This is a genomic window from Pseudofrankia coriaricola (assembly GCF_032027725.1).
GTDB lineage: Bacteria > Actinomycetota > Actinomycetes > Frankiales > Frankiaceae > Pseudofrankia.
On record NZ_JASNFO010000039.1, the window covers coordinates 85,433 to 103,035 of the forward strand.

Annotated in this window: 13 protein-coding genes; 8 read left to right on the forward strand and 5 right to left on the reverse strand. The window is 73.7% G+C overall.

Annotation, left to right across the window (positions count from 1 at the left end; all coding sequences use genetic code 11):
• The first annotated feature begins 316 nt into the window (after positions 1 to 316).
• Positions 317 to 1,258, forward strand: coding sequence for a hydrogen peroxide-inducible genes activator (locus QOZ89_RS21140; protein ID WP_071052059.1), 942 nt, complete (start codon positions 317 to 319; stop codon positions 1,256 to 1,258).
• Here the strand turns inward: QOZ89_RS21140 and QOZ89_RS21145 are convergent.
• Positions 1,217 to 2,608 (reverse strand): cation diffusion facilitator family transporter, encoded by a 1,392-nt coding sequence (locus tag QOZ89_RS21145; protein WP_083419491.1) that lies wholly within the window; start codon positions 2,606 to 2,608, stop codon positions 1,217 to 1,219. The genes QOZ89_RS21140 and QOZ89_RS21145 overlap by 42 nt on opposite strands.
• A gap of 417 nt (positions 2,609 to 3,025) precedes the next feature.
• Between QOZ89_RS21145 and QOZ89_RS21150 the strand changes: the two genes are divergently transcribed.
• From QOZ89_RS21150 to QOZ89_RS21175, 6 genes are all read left to right on the forward strand, one after another.
• On the forward strand, positions 3,026 to 5,806 hold the full coding sequence (locus tag QOZ89_RS21150) for a carboxylate--amine ligase/circularly permuted type 2 ATP-grasp protein (RefSeq protein ID WP_071052058.1): 2,781 nt from the start codon (positions 3,026 to 3,028) through the stop codon (positions 5,804 to 5,806).
• 154 nt (positions 5,807 to 5,960) lie between these two features.
• A complete protein-coding gene (locus tag QOZ89_RS21155) occupies positions 5,961 to 7,742 on the forward strand; it encodes an N-acetylglutaminylglutamine amidotransferase (RefSeq protein WP_312624748.1) in 1,782 nt (593 codons plus the stop codon).
• Positions 7,743 to 8,066: 324 nt separating this feature from the next.
• The gene (locus tag QOZ89_RS21160; RefSeq protein WP_071052056.1) at positions 8,067 to 8,492 is read left to right on the forward strand and encodes a GNAT family N-acetyltransferase; all 426 of its coding nucleotides are present in this window, start codon (positions 8,067 to 8,069) and stop codon (positions 8,490 to 8,492) included.
• 257 nt (positions 8,493 to 8,749) lie between these two features.
• The gene (locus QOZ89_RS21165; protein ID WP_071052109.1) at positions 8,750 to 10,204 is read left to right on the forward strand and encodes a hypothetical protein; all 1,455 of its coding nucleotides are present in this window, start codon (positions 8,750 to 8,752) and stop codon (positions 10,202 to 10,204) included.
• 104 nt (positions 10,205 to 10,308) lie between these two features.
• Positions 10,309 to 11,616 (forward strand): AAA family ATPase, encoded by a 1,308-nt coding sequence (locus QOZ89_RS21170; protein ID WP_241842152.1) that lies wholly within the window; start codon positions 10,309 to 10,311, stop codon positions 11,614 to 11,616.
• An 8-nt stretch (positions 11,617 to 11,624) separates the two neighbouring features.
• Complete coding sequence (locus tag QOZ89_RS21175) at positions 11,625 to 12,866, forward strand: vWA domain-containing protein (RefSeq protein WP_241842151.1); 1,242 nt, start codon at positions 11,625 to 11,627, stop codon at positions 12,864 to 12,866.
• 54 nt (positions 12,867 to 12,920) lie between these two features.
• Here QOZ89_RS21175 and QOZ89_RS21180 read toward each other — a convergent pair whose 3' ends face one another.
• From QOZ89_RS21180 to QOZ89_RS21190, 3 genes are all read right to left on the reverse strand, one after another.
• Positions 12,921 to 14,105, reverse strand: a complete 1,185-nt coding sequence (locus QOZ89_RS21180) for an amidohydrolase family protein (protein WP_071052053.1) — start codon at positions 14,103 to 14,105, stop codon at positions 12,921 to 12,923.
• Positions 14,106 to 14,221: 116 nt separating this feature from the next.
• Complete coding sequence (locus QOZ89_RS21185) at positions 14,222 to 14,734, reverse strand: hypothetical protein (protein WP_071052052.1); 513 nt, start codon at positions 14,732 to 14,734, stop codon at positions 14,222 to 14,224.
• 168 nt (positions 14,735 to 14,902) lie between these two features.
• Complete coding sequence (locus tag QOZ89_RS21190; protein WP_071052051.1) at positions 14,903 to 15,742, reverse strand: crotonase/enoyl-CoA hydratase family protein; 840 nt, start codon at positions 15,740 to 15,742, stop codon at positions 14,903 to 14,905.
• A 260-nt stretch (positions 15,743 to 16,002) separates the two neighbouring features.
• On the opposite strand from QOZ89_RS21190, the gene QOZ89_RS21195 reads away from it, so the two are divergent.
• Complete coding sequence (locus QOZ89_RS21195) at positions 16,003 to 17,013, forward strand: aldo/keto reductase (RefSeq protein ID WP_071052050.1); 1,011 nt, start codon at positions 16,003 to 16,005, stop codon at positions 17,011 to 17,013.
• Between the two features lie 26 nt (positions 17,014 to 17,039).
• On the opposite strand, the gene QOZ89_RS21200 is transcribed toward QOZ89_RS21195, so the two are convergent.
• Positions 17,040 to 17,594, reverse strand: a complete 555-nt coding sequence (locus tag QOZ89_RS21200) for an Ntn hydrolase family protein (protein WP_071052049.1) — start codon at positions 17,592 to 17,594, stop codon at positions 17,040 to 17,042.
• Between the last annotated feature and the right edge of the window lie 9 nt (positions 17,595 to 17,603).

The window sequence follows — 17,603 nt, forward strand, 5'->3', positions numbered from 1 at the left end:
CTCGCCGGGCGCCGGCCTCCGCCGGGCGGCGCGCGGGTGGGGCGGCTGGCCTGCTCGTGGTGCGCGGTCTCGTGGTGCGCGGTGCTGGTCTCGGTACGGGCGCGGAGGACCGGTACGGGGTGCCCTGATGGACGGGCGGGCCGGCCGGTCTGCCCGTCCCCACCTGAGACTGGCTGCGCTTGAGGGTCCTGTCCCTGGTCGCTGGGCAGATCGAAGGGGTGTCGGGATCCGGTCCGTCAGGGCCGTGTGTCCACTGTGGATCGGCCCGACTCAGAAGAGAAATCGAAAGATTCCGAAGAATTGATAGCGTTTCCCTATGGCCAAGCCCCAGCCCACGCTGGCTCAGCTGCGCGCGCTCGTCGCCGTGGCCGAGCACCGCCACTTCGGCCGGGCCGCCGCCGCGCTGCACGTCAGCCAGCCGACGCTCTCGAGCGCCGTCGCCGCGCTCGAGAAGACGATGGGCGTCCAGCTCGTGGAGCGGACCACCCGCAGCGTGCTGCTGACCCCCGTCGGCGACGAGGTCGTCCGCCGCGCCGGCGACGTGCTCACCGCCGTCGACGACATCGTGACGGTGGCACTGCGCGCCCAGGCCCCACTCACCGGCGACATCACGCTCGGTGTCATCCCGACGGTCGCGCCGTACCTGCTGCCGCGGCTCATGCCGATGCTGCGTGACATCCGGCCGGAGGCCCGGTTCGCGCTGCGGGAGGAGCAGACCGCCCCGCTGCTGGCCAGCCTGCGTGCCGGCGCGACCGACGTCGCGCTGCTGGCCCTGCCGATCGAGGAGCGAGGGATCGCCGAGATCCCCATCTACGACGAGGACTTCGTGCTCGTCACCCCCGACGGCCACCCGCTGGCCGGCGGCGCCGCGGTTCCGGTCGCCGCGCTCGGCGGCCAGGACCTGCTGCTGCTCGAGGACGGCCACTGCTTCCGGGCGCAGGCGCTCGAGGTCTGCCACGAGGCCGGCGCGCGCGAGCGCTCCTCGCTGCGGGCGGCGAGCCTGTCGACGGTCGTGCAGATGGTCGCCGGCAACCTAGGCGTCACCCTGCTGCCCGCCTCCGCTGTCACCGTCGAGGTCGGCGAGGGCCGGGGCAGGGGGCTCGCCGTGGCCACCTTCCGCACCCCGCCGCCGCGGCGGCGGATCGGCCTCGCCTACCGCGAGACCTCGGCCCGCGCCCGCGACTGGTCCCTGCTCGCCGCCGATATCCGGGGCTCCCTACCCGGGACCGCCCTGCCGCTCGTCCCCGTGGCCGACTGACGCCGGCGCCGCCGGTGCGGCTGGCGATGCCGGTGCGGCTGGCGCCGCCGGTGCGGCTGGCGATGCCGGCGAGGTCGGCCGCGGCGACGCCTGCCGTACGGACGCTGGCGCCGGGGCGACCGGCGTGACGGAGCACTGCCAGCGAGGGCCGAGCGTGATGGTGAGAACGGCTGGCTCGGCGTGGTCGACCTGCAGTGTCACGTGGTCGATGTGCCAGCGCTCCCGCAGCAGCAGCCGCGCCGTGTTCTGGACCCGGTGGCAGTCGCCGCCCTCGTCCACCAGCAGGTGCGCGGACAGCGCCGGCAGGCCCGAGGTGACCTCCCAGACGTGCAGGTCGTGGACGTCCGCCACCTCGTCGATCGAGGCGAGCGCCTGGCCGATCTCGGCCGGGTCGACGCCGACCGGCGCCGCCTCCATGAACACCCGGCCGGTGTCGCGGATCAGCCCGGCACCGGCGCGAACCATCAGGCCGGCGACGACCAGCGCCGCCAGCGGGTCCGCCCGGGTGAAGCCGGTGACTATGATCACCAGCCCGGCGGCGGCCGTCGCGATGAACGCGAACAGGTCGGTGAGCACGTGCTGGAAGGCGCCCTCGACGTTCAGGCTGCGCCGGTCGGCGCGGGCCAGCAGCGCCGTCGCGGCGAGGTTGACCACGACGCCCACCAGCGCCGTGACGAGCACCGGGACGCCAGCCACGTCGTTCGGGTGGGCCAGGCGCTGGCCGGCCTGGACGGCGAGCACCGCGGCGAGCGCCAGCAGCGCGAAGCCGTTCGCCTGCGCCGAGAGGATCTCCACCCGCCGCCAGCCGTAGGTGAGCCGCCCACCCGCCGGCCGGGCCGCCAGCCGCATCGCGACCAGCGCCAGCACCAGCGCCCCGGCGTCGGTGAGCATGTGCGCCGCGTCGGAGAGCAGCGCGACCGAGCCGGCGATGATGCCGACGACGACCTCCACCAACAGGAAGCCGCCGATCAGCGCGAGCGCCGCCCACAGCAGACGCGCGTCCGCCGTCGCCGACGGCCGATGCACATGCCCGCCGTGCCCGCCCCGGTGCCCGCGGCCGTCGCCGTGCCCTTCGTCGTGGCCTTGCTCGTCGCCGGCGTGCCTGCCGTCGTGATGCTCGTCGTTCACGTGGCCGTGGTCGTCCTGGTGCTCGTACCGGTCGCGGTCCGGGCGCCCGTCGCGGGGCGGATGGCCAGCATGGGCGCCGGCCAGGGGCTCCCCGGCTCCTCGGCTGCCCGCCGGGTCCGCGGCCGGATCGTCCTTGCGGAGACGGCCGGCGTGCGGAGTGCCGCCTGGCTGGGGCGCGAGCCCGCGGGCGCCGTCGACGCCCGCGCCGTCCTGGATGCTCACGGGTGCGCGGACCCCGTGAGAACGCGCCGGCCGGCCGTGCGCGCCGTGATTTCCCGGACCCCCGTCGAAATGCGCGCCGATTCGGTTTCCGAAACCATTTTCACTGCATTCGGACCGGTATTCGCGGGCATGCTCGCAACCCTACGCCGCGAGCCCTGGAGCCGACGCCGCTCGTGCTGGCTATCGCTCGGCGTGACCGGGGCGCCTGGCGTCCCGCGGGCCTTGCCGGGCCCGCGGAGAGGCCCGCTCGTCACCTCCGGGGGCCGGCCCGCGGCGCCGGGCCACCGGACAAAACGGTAAACTGTTGGCATTGTCACCGATTGTGACGCCTGGAATGTAGGTTTCACAGCGGAACATCGGGAAGATCCCGATCAGTGGACATGCCGTTGTAACGGCCCCGACGTAGCGTGGGAGAACATGAGCGGCGCGCCCATTCCAGCCGTCGGCGTCGAGGAGGAGTTTCACATCCTCGATCTGGCCACCCGGCAGCTCGTGCCCCGCGCCGGCGAGATCCTGGAACAGTTGCCCGCCGGCCCTTTCGCCCCCGAGCTGCTGAACTCCGTCGTCGAGACGAACAGCGCTCCCACGCGGGATCTGGCCGCGCTTCGCGCCGACCTCGTCGACCTGCGCCAACGCCTCGCCGCCGCTGCCGAGCCGCTCGGCCTCGGCCCCGCGGCGGCCGGCACCGTCCCGATCGTCGACCCGACGATCCTGGAGATCAACAGCGACCCGCGCTACCTGCAGATGACCGAGGAGTACCAGATCCTCGCCCGCGAGCAGGTGATCTGCGGCGCCCACGTGCACGTCGACGTCCCCGACCGGGAGACCGCGATGGCGGTGATCGCCCGCGTCGCCCCGTGGCTGCCGCTGCTGCTCGCCGTCTCGGCCAGCTCACCGTTCTGGCAGGGCGCCGACAGCGGCTACGCGAGCATGCGCACCATGGTCTGGGGGCGCTGGCCGACCGCCGGCGTAGCCGGGACGTTCCAGACGGCCGCCGAGTACGAGCACCTGGTCGCGGACCTGGTGAAGTCGGGCGTGATCAGCGACCCGGGCATGGTCTACTTCGACGTCCGCCCGTCGGCCCACCTGCCCACGCTCGAGATGCGCGTCTGCGACGCCTGCCCGGACGTCGACACCGTGGTGCTCGTCGCCGGCCTGTTCCGCGGCCTGGTCAGCCATGCCATCGAGACGATCGAGACCGGCGCGCCGTTCGGTGCCCCCCGCCCCGAGCTCCTGCGCGCCGCCATGTGGCGCGCCGCCCGCTCCGGGCTGGAGGGCGACCTGATCGAGCTGTCCGGCGTCGGTGCCGGGCCGGTGCCGGCCGAGGACCTGCTGGCCCGGCTGCTGCAGCAGATTCGCCCGCAGCTCGCGGCCGCGGGGGACTGGGAGCTGGTCGGCGGCCTCGCGGAGCAGGCCGTCGACCGGGGCAGCGCGGCGGCCGCGGCCAGGCGTGCGTTCCATCGGCGCGGCCTGCTCACCGACGTCGCGGACCTCGTGCTGGCGCGGACCCGTCAGACCGGACCCGCCACCACCGCCTCGGGCACGCCCGCCGGCGTCCCCGTCGCCGCCCGCGTTCCCGCCGGCGCCGGCGCGGGTGCCGACCAGGCCCCGGCGGCGGCCGAGGGCTCCACGGGGCTCGTGCGCGCCGAGCGGGTGGCGCCGACGCTGCTCGCCGGCTACCTGGCCCATCCCGGTTTCCACGCCGGCGGCGTCGACGAGGCGGTCGACGCCCGGGGCCCGGTCCGCTCGCCGTACCGGGGGGTGCTGCGCGCCCTGGAACGGCTCGGCCCTGACGTCCTGACCGCGCGCTGCGCCGCCCTGGTCGCCGAGCAGGAGTCCCGGGGGATGGTGTTCCGGGTCGCAGGCGAGGCCGAGGGCCGCCCGCTGCCGTTCGACCTCGTCCCGCGCATCGTCGAAGCCGACGACTGGGCGACGATCAGCGCCGGCCTCGTCCAGCGCGTCCGGGCGCTGGAGGCGTTCCTCCGCGACGTCTACTCCGACCGGTTCGCCGTCGCCGACGGGATCGTCCCCGACTGGATCGTCACCGCCTCGCCCGGCCTGCGCCACTGGGGCCACGCCGTCCCAGCGGGGACGATCCGCGCGACCGTCAGCGGCATCGACCTGGTCCACGACCAGGACGGCCGGTGGCTGGTGCTCGAGGACAACCTGCGGGTCCCGTCCGGCGCCGGCTATGCGGTCGCGGTCCGCCGGCTGACCCGCGCGACGCTGCCGGAGCTGTCCTCGCCGTCGGGCATCCTCGGCCTCGAAGGGGTGCCGGCGCTGCTGCGCACCGCGCTCGTGGCCGCCGCCCCCGCCGGCGCCGGCGGCCGGGACGGGCTGGGCGAGCCGGCGCTCGCGGTGCTCACCTCCGGCCCGCACGACTCGGCCTACTTCGAGCACGCCTTCCTCGCGGACCGCATGGGCGTTCCGCTGGTACAGCCGGCGGACCTCATGGTGGAGGACGACGTCGTCAGCCATCGGGTGCCGGGCGGCAGGCGCCGGCGGGTCGACGTGCTCTACCGCCGGATCGACGAGGACGAGTTGTTCGCCGCCCTCGGCGCGGATGGCGCGCCGCTGGGTCCCGCGCTCATCAGCGCGCTCACCGCCGGCACGCTTTCCCTCGCAAATGCCCCCGGCAACGGCGTCGCCGACGACAAGGTCGTCTATGCGTACGTCCCCCGGATGATCAACTACTACCTCGGTGAACGCCCCCTGCTCGACGACGTCCAGACCTACCTCTGCGGCGACCCCGACCAGCTCGACCACGTGCTGCGCCATCTCGACGAGCTGGTCGTCAAGCCGACCGACGGCTACGGCGGCGCCGGCGTGCTGATCGGCCCCGCGGCTGAGCCGCACGAGCTGACGGCCGCCCGCGAGCGCCTGCTGGCCGAACCGCGCCACTGGATCGCGCAGGAGGTCGTCTCCCTGTCCACTCATCCGACCTGGCCCGGCATCGACCCGTCGGACGGCGATGGTGCGGCACCCGTCAGCGCCACGGCCACGGACGTCGGCAACCGGACCAACGGGAGCGCGAGCCGGCTCGAGCCGCGCGCGGTCGATCTGCGGGCGTTCGTCTATGAGGGCGAGCAGACCGTGGTGGCACCAGCGGCGCTCAGCCGGGTCGCCCCCTCCGGCAGTCTCGTCGTCAACTCCTCACGCGGCGGCGGCTGCAAGGACACCTGGCTCCTGCGCGCCTGACGGCGGCGCCCGCGTCGGCGCCGTTCGGTGATCAGCCATGAACGACGGGAGGCGGTCGGCGGCCGAGGGCAGTCCCTTCCAGGCGTGAGCACGAGTACGTAACGCGGCGCGGCGTGCGCCTTGAAGGCCGATTCGGGAGATCCAGGGAGCGGACATGTGCGGGCTGAGCGGTGAACTACGACTCGACGGACGGCCGGCCGACGTCGCGGCGGTCGCACGGATGACCGCCGCGATGCAGCGGCGCGGACCGGACGGCGTCGGGGTCCATGCGGCGGGGCCGGTCGCTCTCGGCCACCGGCGGCTGAAGATCATCGACCTCTCGGAACGCGGCGCCCAGCCGATGAGCGACGCCGAACTGGGCCTCACCGTCGTCTTCAACGGCTGCATCTACAACTACCGCGAGCTGCGCGACGAGCTGGCGGCCGCCGGCTACCGGTTCTTCTCGACGTCGGACACCGAGGTCGTGCTCAAGGCCTACCACCGCTGGGGAACGCGCTGCGTCGACCGCTTCGCGGGCATGTTCGCCTTCGCCGTGCACGAGCGTGACTCCGGCCGGGTGGTGCTCGCCCGCGACCGGCTCGGCATCAAGCCGCTCTATGTCACCGCGGACGCGCACCGGATCCGGTTCGCCTCCACGCTGCCGGCGCTGCTCGCCGGCGGCGGGGTGGACACCGACATCGACCTCGTCGCCCTGCACCACTACCTGTCGTTCCATGCCGTCGTGCCCCCGCCGCGCACGATCCTCACCGGCGTGCGCAAGCTGCCGCAGGCGACCATCCGGGTCATCGAGCCCGACGGCACCAGCACCGACGAGGTCTACTGGCGGCCCGACTTCACCCGCCAGGCCGAGCAGGCCAGCTGGACGCCGGCCGACTGGCGCGACGCCGTCGGCGAGCGGCTGCGCACAGCGGTGCGCCGCCGGATGGTCGCCGACGTCCCGGTCGGCGTGCTGCTGTCCGGCGGGCTCGACTCCAGCATGATCGTCGCGCTGCTCGCCGAGGCCGGGCAGGCGGACCTGGCGACCTTCAGCGTCGGCTTCGAGGCGGCTGCCGGCGAGTCGGGCGACGAGTTTCACTACTCGGACATCGTGGCCAAGCACTTCGGCACCGACCATCACCAGATCATGGTCCCCGGCGAGGCGCTCCTGCCGGCCGTCGACGCGGCGGTCGAGGCGATGAGCGAGCCGATGGTCAGCCACGACTGCGTCGCGTTCTACCTGCTCTCCCAGGAGGTCAGCCGGCACGTCACCGTGGTGCAGTCGGGCCAGGGCGCCGACGAGGTGTTCGCCGGCTACTCCTGGTACCCGCCGCTGGCGGGCGTTGCGCGCGGCCAGGCCGTCGACGCCTACCTGGGGGTGTTCTCCGACCGTTCGCACGCCGACATCGCCGCGGTCGTCGCGCCGGGCTACGCGCTCGAGACCGACGCCAGTCGCGGTTTCGTCCAGGGACACTTCGCCGCCCCCGGCGCCGAGACCGTCGTCGACGCGGCACTGCGGATCGACTCCACGATCATGCTCGTCGACGACCCGGTGAAGCGGGTCGACAACATGACGATGGCCGCGGGCCTGGAGGCGCGGACGCCGTTCCTCGACCACGAGCTGGTCGAGCTCGCCGCCGCCTGCCCGCCGGAGCGCAAGCTCGCCGCCGGGGGCAAGGGTGTGCTCAAGGACATCAGCCGCGCGCTGCTGCCCGCCGAGGTCATCGACCGTCCGAAGGGCTACTTCCCGGTGCCGGCGATCCGCCACCTGTCCGGCCCGTTCCTCGACCGGGTCACCTCCGCGCTCTCCGACCCGGCCGCCCAGCGCCGCGGCCTGTTCCGCCCCGACTGGGTGAAGACCATGCTCGCGGCCCCCAACGACAACCGCACTCGGCTCGGCGCCAACGCCCTCTGGCAGGCCGCCCTCCTGGAGATGTGGCTTCAGACCCACGGCATCTAAGGCGGTCCCGCGCCAGACGCTCCGCGCCCGGCGCCGGGCGCCGCCCTCGGGCGCTGGGCGCCCTCGCCACCTGGGTCTGCCACAGGCGTATGGCGTGGCCGGCCTGGTTACGGGCTGGCGAGGTGGATGCGTTGGCGCCAGCGCTGATGCGCGGTCACCTGCTGCGGCTGGGTTGTTCGTATTGGTCGCCTGGACGAGACGGTGTCCACTGCGGCTTCATTCCGCGCGAGGTTCTCCTCTGGGTGACTGTCTGGCAACAGGTGTTGACGGTCCCGTGTGGCCGGATGCCCGGTATCACGTCCCGCAACTGACAAAATACCAACTGTGAAGATCGAGGAGCTGGGTGCGGACGGGACCGAGCAGGCGTACGACGCCATGCGTCAGCTGCGCCCGCACCTGACCTCGGCCGGCTTCGTCCGGCTCGTCAACGAGGTGCAGCGCCCGCAGGGCTACCGGCTGGTCGGCTCCTGGGAGCCGACGTCCGGCAAGGTCGTCGCCGCCGCGGGCTTCCGCGTCCTGCACATGCTGGCGCATGGCCGCGTCCTCGTCGTCGACGACCTGTCGACCATCCCGGCGGCCCGCGGCCAGGGCCACGCCTCCCGCCTGCTCGCCTGGCTCGAACGCGAGGCCCGCAACCAGTACTGCGCCCAGGTCCACCTCGACGCCGGCACCCACCGCTACGACGCCCACCGCCTCTACCTGCGCCACGGCTTCGCCATCAAGTCCTTCCGCCTGATGCGCCAGTTGTGAGCCGCCGGCGAAACAGGGCCGGGGAGCGGGGCCTCGTCGATTCCGCCTGCCCGGTCCTCGGCGCGGCACTGCCCAGATCGACGAGGACGTCATCGACGGCCGCACCGTCCTGCCGAGCGCGGCCGTTCTGACTCGAATGTCGCTCGAAGGGTTCGGACGACTGGGTACTGGGAGCGTTGGTCGGGACGCTGTACGCTATGCCCGATGAGTAACTTCTCTGGTGGAATGGGGGCTTGGTTCATCGAAGGTGAGTGCTGATGCACTCGTCGGAAATGACCGAGGATTCCCGTCTTTCCTGTTGGCGGCGGGTGCGCGCGTTCGCGGTGCCGCCGCCCATGATCGATCAGGCGGCCGCCCGTCGAGCGGTCGGTGACTGGGCCGGGGCCTGCGCCGCCGCCCACGTCGATGTCGATCTACATCCGCGATCCACGGCACGTACCCACGGCCGGGAGATCGCGGCCCGGCTCCGGGACGACCTACGTCATCTCGCGCCCGACCTGCTCCGATGGCACCTCCCGCGGGCCACACCCCAGGGGCTGATCCTCCCGGGTCTGACCATCTCCCTGGCCCGGTACGCGACGGGCGACGGCAGACCGCTGCACCTCGTCGCCCGGACTCCTCCAGCCTCGGCCGCCGGCGGTCAACGGTTCAGCCTCGGGGTGTGGGACGGGTCTTCGGCGAGCGCGGGCCGGCATCCTCGTCCTCGCCCGCATCGACGGTTCCGCCTCGACCTGCACCGGCACCTCTGGGACGCCAGCCATGCCGGTGAGCTGCGGACCAGGGCCGGAGTCCACCGGGCGCTCGACCGGGCGTGGGATGAGCCGCGGCCGGACCGCGCCGTTCCCGCGGGCTGGGCTGTGTCGCCGGGCTGTGCTGTGTCGCCGGCCTGGGCAGTGCCGGAGGACCGGACGTCGCCACCCGGCCGCGCCGGACCACCGGGCTGGGCAGCCCCAGCGGGCTGCGCCGTGGACCACTGGGCGGCGGAGGCCGAGATCCTGCTGCGCGCCGACGGCCGGGCCGAGGACGCCGTGGCGGTCCGGCTCGGTGCCCGGCGGCTGCTGGCGCTGCGGCTCGCCGGCCCGGGGCCGGAACTCGCCGGCGTCCCGCGCGTCGCGTCGCGGCTGGCCGCCCTGCCGGTACTGCCGGACGCCGCGACATGGCTGCCGCCCGACCTGTTGTTGCTGCGCGCCGGGCTGATCGACCCCGGCCAGCTCCACCCGCTGGTGGCCGAGGCGCTGGTGCCCGGCAGCCCGCGGCCCGGCCCGGCGCCCGACGGCGGCGTCTCGCCGTGGCTCGTCGACTGCGGTGGCGTACGGCACCGGATCGGCCTGGTGGACGGGGTGCTCGTCCCGCTGGACCACGACCCGGCCGAGATCCGCCGCGAGGAGCTGCTCACCGCGCTGAGTGGCACCCCGCTGCCGTGCCTACGCGTGATCGACGAGGCCTACCGCCATCCGGAACACCTCGACGACATCCGCGCCCGGCTGGACCACGGCGACTTCGCTGGTGCCCTGGCGGTCGTGGAGGCGCTCCTCGGCCCGGAGGCCGTGCTCCGGGACGGAGCCCTGCGCGACGAACTGATGGCGGCGGCACGCGGCCGGATCGCCCACGGGCTGTTCCGGTCGGGTCTGGCCGACCGCAGGGGGCCGCACGCCTCGCGGCGTCGCGACCATGACCGCCGCCGCCGCCCTCGGCAGGCGCACTACCGCTGACGGCCGGCCTCGGTCGCCGTTCCCTGACGCCGTCCTCTGACGCCGTTCCCTGACGAGCTCTCCCGCCGCGCGACTCCCGCGCCCGCCCCCACAGGTGATCACACATGCCCACACGCACGTCCACGCTGCCCACGTCCATGCCGTTCGAGCCCGTACCACCTATGACCGCCCCACCCATGGCCGCATCGCCCGCGCCGACCCCGGCCGCCGCCTCGTCCTGGGATGCGACCGGCCAGCTCACCGTCGCCGACGACCTGCTGGCCCTGCTGACGAGCACCGTGAGCGAGCCGCGCCAGGACCCACAGCTGGAGGCCCTGATGCTCGCGGTGGCCGCCGACCTACCTGTGTTGCTGTGGGGTGAGCCGGGGATCGGCAAGACGGCGGCGTTGACCCAGCTCGCCGCCTCTCTCGACCTGCCGCTCACGACCGTGATCGCGAGCGTGCACGAGCCGTCCGACTTCGCCGGCCTGCCTGTCGTCGGAGACGACCCGGCCGCGCAGGGCATCCCGATGGCACCGCCGGACTGGGCGGTGCGACTGGTCCGGGCCGGCCGCGGGCTGCTCTTCCTCGACGAGCTGTCGACGGCGCCGCCGGCCGTGCAGGCGGCCCTGCTGCGCCTGGTCCTCGAACGGCGCATCGGCGCTCTGCGGCTGCCGGCCGGAGTACGGATCGTCGCCGCAGCCAACCCCCGGTCGTCGGCGGCCGACGGCTGGGAGCTCAGCCCGCCGCTCGCCAACCGGTTCGTCCACCTCCCCTGGACGCACGACCCGGACGTCGTCGTGCGCGGCCTGGGCGGGACGTGGCCGGCGGTGACGCTGCCGCGGCTCGACCGGGCCAGGCTGCCCGAGGCGGTGGTGTTCGCCCGCCGCGCCGTGTGCGGCCTGCTCGCCGCCCGCCCCGGGCTCGTGCACCGGCTGCCGGACGGGAACGCCCGCCGGGGCGGCGCCTGGCCGTCACCCCGCAGCTGGGAGATGACGCTGCGGCTGGTCGCCTTCGCGACGGCCGCCGGCACCTCGCGGGAGGTGCTGTCGATGCTGGCCCGGGGCACGGTCGGGGACGGCCCGGGACTGGAGCTGCTGGCCAGCCTCGACCGGCTGGACTTGCCCGATCCCGAGACCCTGCTCGCCGATCCGGCGGCGGCCGACCTGCCCGAGCGGGGCGACCTTCGGCAGGCCGTCCTGGACGGTGTCGTCGACGCGGTCCGCCGCCGCCCTGGCAAGGACCGCTGGAACGCGGCCTGGACACTGCTTGTCCGGGCCCTGGAAACCGGCGCGCCGGACCTGGTGGTCGTCCCGGCGAACACCCTCGCCGCGCTGCGCGACTCCGACTGGGAGGTCCCCGAGGCGATCGAGCGGCTCGCCGGCGCGGTGTCCCTGGCCCGGCGCGCGGCCGGGGCCGGGGCCGCCCGATGACGACGGGCGTGCCGGTCACACCGGGCGCGCGGATCACCCTGGACACGGAGAAGCTGTTCGCCGCCCGGCTGCTTGCCGCCCGGGTGCGCCCCTACCTGGCGACCGCCCTGTTCGCGCTGCGCCCGGTGGAGTCGCGGCGGGTGCCGACGATGGCCGTCGACCGCCACTGGCGCTGCTACGTCTCGCCGGCGTTCGTGGATCGGACACCGTTGGAGGAGCTCGCCGGGGTGTGGGTGCACGAGGTTTCGCACCTGCTGCGGGACCATCCCGGCCGTGGCGACCGGTACGCGCGTGAACACGGCGTCGACGGGCCGGGGGAGCGGCTGCGGATGAACATCGCCGCCGACTGCGAGATCAACGACGACATCTACGGCGACGGCCTCGCCCGCCCAGACGGTGCCGTCGAGCCCGATCTTCTCCGATTGCCCCCGGGGAGGCTCATGGAGGACTACCTGGGCATGTTCCGGCTGGGCCCGTACACGCAGGGCCTCGCCTGGCTGGACTGCGGCAGCGGTGCCGACGGCCTGGAACGGGGATGGGATCTCGGTCCCCTCGGCGCGCACGCGCTGACCGCCCAGGAACGCGACGCGATTCGTTTCCGGGTCGCCCGGGGCATCACCGGCAGCCCTGGCAGTGCCCCCGCCGGCTGGCGGCGGTGGGCGGAGGAGGTGTTCCACCCGCCCCAGCCGTGGCGGGACCTGCTCGGCGCGGCCGTGCGGTCCGCGGTCTCCGCTCCCGGCGTCGGTGACGACTACACCTACGGCCGCCCGGCGCGCAGAGGCGTCGCCATTCACGGCGCCGTCCTGCCGAGCCTGCGGCGCAGGCCGCCCCGTGTCGGCGTCGTCATCGACACATCCGGGTCCGTGAGCGACGCCGAGCTGGGAAGCGCCCTGCTCGAGGTCACCGCGATCGGCCGGGCCGTCGGCGGCCGCGGTGACCTGGTCACCGTCGTGCCGTGCGACGCGGCCGCCCAGGCGGTCCGCTCGCTGTGCGACGCCGAGGGCATCCCCCTGCTCGGCGGCGGGGGGACAAATCTGCGTGCCGGTCTCGACGCGGCGCTGCGGGCCCGGCCCCGCCCGGACGTTCTCGTCGTCCTGACCGACGGGCAGACTCCCTGGCCCCAGCGGAGCCCGTCGTGTCGCACCGTCGTCGGGCTGTTCGACCGGCGGCCGTCGCCGGGGCAGGAGTCCTTCGGGTCAGAGCCGCCGCCCGCCTGGGCGACGGTGGTCACCATCGGCGCCGGGTCGTGAGCGGTTCCCGCGCGATGTTTCCCCACCGGGCGCCTGGGGCGCCCCGCCTCGCGGTCAGGCGGGGCGGGGCGTCGCCAGGTCGAGGGCGTTGCCGTGGAGGACCAGGCGGCGGTCGGCGGGGGAGAGGGGCTTGGTCTCGGGGAGGTAGTCGAGGGGGCGCGGGAGCGCCTCGATGTGCGGCCAGTCGGAGCCGAAGACGACGCGGTCGGCACCCATCCACCGCACGACGGACTCCAGGTCGTCCTCCCAGAACGGGTTGATCCAGACGTGCCGCCGGAAGATCTCGACCGGGTCCTCCCGGAACCAGCCTGGCAGCTTCCTCGCCTGTGAGCGTGCCTTGCGGAACAGGTCGGGGAGGAACTCGGCGCCGTTCTCGACCGAGGCGACCCGCAAGTTCGGGTACTTCGCGAAATGGTTGGCGAGCAGCATCGAGAGCAGGTAGTCGTGCACCGCCTTCTCGATGGCGAAGCTCGCGATCGTCGGCCCGTAGCTGTTGCCGGAGAAGCTGAAGCTGTGCCCGCCGCCGGCATACCCGTCAGTCGAGACGCCGCTGTCGCCGGCGTGGACCACCAGGGTCAGCCCGCTCTCGTTGAGCCGCGCCCAGAAGGGCGCGAACGTCTCGTCGAACGGGCTGTGCTGGCCGGTCGCGGTCGTCGGCGCGGCGGCGCGCATCACGACCATCCGGGCGCCCTGGCCGATCGCCCATTCCAGTTCCTCGACGGCCCAGCCGACGTCGGCGAGCGAGAGGTAGGGCGCGGCGATGATCCGGCCCTGGTAGTCGAAGGTCCAGTCCTCGGCCAACCACCGGTTGAACGCGCGGAAGGTCTTCGTGACCGCGACCGGGTCGTGCCGGAGCGGTTCCTCGTAGATCATCCCGAGGGTCGGGAAGAGGAAACAGCCCGCCAGGCCCTGCTCGTCGAGAACCCGCAGCCGCGCGGCCGGGTCGCGGTACTCCGCGCGGACCGGCTCGCTGTCGCGGATCAGTTCCAGCGGGTTCGCCTTGTTCGGGTTGCCTCGGAAGTACTCGTTGAGGCAGCCGGGCCTGGAGACGGGGTCGAACGTCGCGTTGGACACCGCCCGGCTGACCCGGCCGCCCAGCACGTGGTACTGCCGGCCGTTGATGGTCGCCCACTGCACGCACCGCGGCCCGTCTCGCGGGTCGAGATGGCGGGTGAAGGCGTCGACGGCCTCGTAGTAGTGGTTGTCCGCGTCCCACACCGGGTGCCCGAGCTGGTCCACAGCCGAATCTTAGAACGCGTTCTATTTGATGTGCCCGCACTTCGCGGCGGAAATTCCGCCTTACGCCCGCGCCGCGCGGCGGGCCGTCTCGGAACGTCCGGCCGCCGGAGCGTCGTTCAGGTGCCGCGCGTCCGGGTGAGGGCCAGCTCGCCCGCGCGAACCTTCTCGAGACTCGCCGCGACGGCGTCGACGACGTCGGGCAGGGAGGCGACCAGTTCGTCGGCGGACTCCTCGTACTCGGCCGGGTTCTCGACGCCGGCCGCGGCGAGCAACGCCATCGGGTCGGCGAGGCGCTGTCGCAGCCAGGCGACCGGGTCGGTGGTGAGGCCGCGGTCGAAGACACGCGCGCCGGGCTCGTTGTCGGTCATCGTCGGGTGGTGGTGCACCCGGTCACGGCTGCCTGGCCCGCGCTCGACGGACTCGAGCAGATCCACGCGCAGCAGCGACGTGTCGACGACGATCCGCTGCGACGCGTAGATCGACCCGCGCCACGGCTGCGGCTCGACGAGCCGCAGCTCGACACGCACTCCCCGCTCCGGGCCTTCCTGCCCCGGGGCCGGGTCCGGGTCGACGAAGTACATGTCCCGGACGGTCACCGCCAGCCGGTCGAAACAGAACACGCTGAGCATCTCCGACCCCCTTTTCGTCCCGCCAGCGTCGCGCGCCGCCGCGTGGATGTCGACCCCGCGCGGCGCGGCCGGCGCCCAATCGCGGCCGGGCGCCGGAGAGCGGGTGGGCCACCGCCTCGGCCGCCTTCGGTGCCACGCCGACCGGGGCAAGGCCGGGCGGTCCTGGTGTCAGGAGCCGGTGAAGACGGGGTCGCGCTTCTCGAGGAAGGCCACCGGCCCCTCGACGGCGTCCTTGGAACGCATCACGGCGTTTCCGTGGCGCTCCTCGATGGGGAATGCCTCGGCCTCGGGCAGGCATTCGGTCTCGCGCAGGGTGGCGAGGATCGCCTTCACCGCGAGCGGGCCGTTGCGGGCGATCCGGCCGGCGATCTCGCGCGCCTTCGCCAGTGCCTGCCCGTCTGGCACGACATGGTTGACGAGGCCGAGCTCGTACGCGCGCCGGGCGGGCAGGTCCTCGCCGGTGAGCAGCATCTCCGCCGCGACCGCGTAGCCCGTCTGCCGGCGCAGCCGGACCGCCGACCCGGCCATCGGGAAAAGCCCCCGCTGCACCTCCGTCACCCCGAACACGGCGCTCTCGCCGGCGACGCGGATGTCGGTTCCCTGCAGGATCTCGGTGCCGCCGGCGCGGGCGTGCCCCTCGGCGGCCAGGATGATCGGCTTGGTGGGCCGGTATCTCTTCAAATAGGCCGCGAGGGGGATGCCCGGGTCGTCCTGCAGCCGGATGATCCACTCGTTGTCCCGCACCCCGGCGCGCAGCCGGCCGATCTCGGCCAGGTCCATGCCCGCGCAGAACGTGCCGCCCCGGCCGGTCAGGATCGCCACCCGCAGGGTGTCGTCCTCGTCGAGCCGCCGCCAGGCGTCGTACAGGCGGCAGAGCACCTCCGCGTTCGTCGCGTTGCGCTTCTCGGGCCGGTTCAGCGTCACCGTCAGCACCGGCCCGTCCGCCTCGGCCAGCACCAGCGGTCTCGCTCCGGACTCGGGCACACCGACCTCCCAGACTGTCGTCACCGAGGGCCTCGGCTCTCCTCACCGACGGCCTCCGGCCAGGTGGCCGCGACGGGACCGCGAGGCCAGACTAGAACACGTTCCACCAAGCCGCCCCGGACGATATGCGACCCCCGTCCCACCCACAAGCGGACCGCGGCCAGCCGGGGTGCCTGCGCATACCCGGCCAGCGCGGTTCGCGCCTGGGCGGGTATGGGCGATTGGGCCGGGAATGGTTTGGGGGTCGGAGGACGGCCGGCCGGTTCTTGGCGTTGACTTGGGGCATGCGCTATGTCACGGGGCTCGGGGACGCGGTCAAGAGCGGGAAGAAGCTCTCGAAGATCGGGCTGGGGACCTGGCAGTTCGGGTCGCGGGAATGGGGCTACGGCACCGACTACGCGGCCCGGGAGGCCCACCTGATCCTGCGCCGGGCGCTCGAGCTGGGGATCACCGTGATCGACACGGCCGAGATCTACGCGTTCGGCCGCAGCGAGCGCATCGTCGGCGAGGCGCTGCGGGAGGCCGGCGAGGAGGCCACCGAGGGCGTCTTCGTCGCGACGAAGCTCCTCCCGCTCGTGCCGGCGCCCGCGATCGTCGAGCAGCGCGGCGTCGCGAGCGCCCGCCGCCTGGGCGTCCGCACGATCGACCTGTACCAGGTGCACCAGCCGAACCCGATCGTCGCCGACACCGTGACGATGAGAGGCATGCGCCGCCTGCTCGACGTCGGGCTGGTCGGCGAGGTCGGCGTCTCGAACTACTCGCTCGCCCGCTGGCAGGCCGCCGAGGCGGCGCTCGGCTCGCCGGTGCTGTCCAACCAGGTCCCGTACAGCCTCGTCCACCGGGCGGCCGACGACGCGCTGATCCCGTACGCCGAGCGCGCCGGCCGGCTGGTCATCGCCTACAGCCCGCTCGCGCAGGGCCTGCTGTCCGGCCGCTACGACGTCACCAACCGCCCGTCCGGCGGCATCCGGGCGACCAACTCGCTCTTCCTTACCGAGAACCTTGCCCGGCTCGCCCCGCTGCTCGACGTGCTGCGCGAGGTCGCCGCGGCGCATGACGCGACCTGCGCCCAGGTCGCGCTGGCCTGGGCGATCCACCAGCCGTGCGTGATCGCCATCCCCGGCGCCTCCAGCGTCGCCCAGGTGGAGGCGAACGCGGCCGCCGCCGACCTTGAGCTCACCGACGACCAGTACGCCGCCCTCACCGACGCCGCCGCCAGGTTCACCCCGATCGCCGGCCCGTCCGCGTGGGCCGCCCTGGCCGCCGAACGCCTCGGCCGTGGCGGGCGCCAGTAGCCGGGCCGGGTGCGTCGGTCGCGCCGTCAGCCTGGGTTCGGAGGCTCCTCAGGGTCCCAGATCAGGTGGAACGGGCCGCGGACGTCGGTGGAGTGGTGGACGGCCGCCGCCAGTGCCTTGCGGACCCGCTCGTCGGGCGGGAGGTCGGCGCTGCTGTGCAGCGAGCCGCGGGCGAAGTCCTCGCCGGCGCCCACAGCGAAGTAGTCGTCGACGCTGCGGCCGATCTGGAAGTCCGAGTCGATCCGGTAGAGCCGGCCCTGGATGCCGACCAGGAAGCAGCCGCCGCTCTCGTTGCCCGAGTCGTTGCGCGCGTAGCCGCCGTCGCGCAGGCAGTCACGCACCGCGGCGACGAAGTCGGTCGCCATGAAACGGTCGAGGTCCCAGGTGTGCGGCACCGGCGGGACCAGGCTGTAGCGCAGCAGCTGACCCATCCGGAACGAGTCGGTGAACCCCATGACGTAGGACCCGTTGCGGAAGACCTTGGTGTCGGCGCGGACGGTGACCGACCATCCGGCGATGCCCGCGCTGTCGCCGCCGATCACGACCCGCCCATTCTGCTCCACCCCGACGATGCAGGTCACGAAGGCGGA